Genomic DNA, 995 nt, shown 5'->3' with positions numbered 1-995 from the left:
AGGTTTTTTAGCAAGATACATGTATTTACATATTCATAAATAAGTAACAAAAGTTATATAAATAGTTTATAAATTAAATTTTTGTTGATAGTATGTATCTTGAGGTGAAGGTAACAACCATATTGTACTACTACTGTAATTTGATCTTTATATTCTTATAAGTAAATATTTTAGACTATTAAGTTGTATTTCATTGGAAAAACCTATAATAATTTTCTTAAAAAAGGGTTTGTAAGTCATCATGAGAAAATGGATTTTCTTTATATAGGCCAACTGATAATTAAGGATGAGATTTTATGATTTTCGAAACCATGCTGTTAACTATTAGAAAAAATAGTTCAGTAGGTGTGAAATATTCTATAAGTATAGGTCAGATGTCTTATGACCGTACTATGAATATGTTATGTATGTCTATCAACGATAATAAATATAGTTGTTGTAATAAAAACTATATATCTGCCCTTCGTGCCAATAGTTGTTTGCAACTAGAACCTCCCAAGAAAAAACTATCTCATCTAAAATTAATGACCGATCAATTGCTAAGAATGATCGGTATCGAAGACTATTGCCATTTTTAATATTATTTTCATAGATTTCACTTATTTTGGGTTATTGAACCCGCTTTTTTGGAGTAGATATTATGCGTATTAATAGCCTTGCACTAGTTGGTACTATTTTTCTCATCATGAATGTGATCGGCTGTCAAACTCTTGACGGTAAATTTATCGAGGCGAACTCTACAGACGTTACCAATGAAAACCAAAGACGCTGGAGTAAAAACGGCCAAGTCTTTCAAATACCTAATGACATGTCGCTTGGTGAAAATAAAAGTAGAGTAGTATTTTTTAGAGATTCAGCTGATATTAGAAAACATATTCCTATTCATATCGGAATTGGTTCAGAGAAGATGTTTCATACAAGTTTAAAAGATGGGTATTACTCAGACGTCGTGGTTTGTAGTGGTCCGCAAACTATCAATAGCGCTAGTATCCTAA

General features: G+C 30.6%; 1 pseudogene. It reads left to right on the top strand.

Going from position 1 to position 995, the window contains the following annotated elements:
* Positions 1–640 precede the first annotated feature (640 nt).
* Positions 641–995, top strand: a pseudogene (locus ACT3QQ_RS13875) (OmpA family protein); the annotation flags it as partial.

The organism is Psychrobacter sp. AOP7-A1-24, from assembly GCF_052376235.1.
In the GTDB taxonomy this organism is placed as follows: Bacteria; Pseudomonadota; Gammaproteobacteria; order Pseudomonadales; family Moraxellaceae; genus Psychrobacter.
This window is presented reverse-complemented; position numbering and strand designations above follow the sequence as displayed.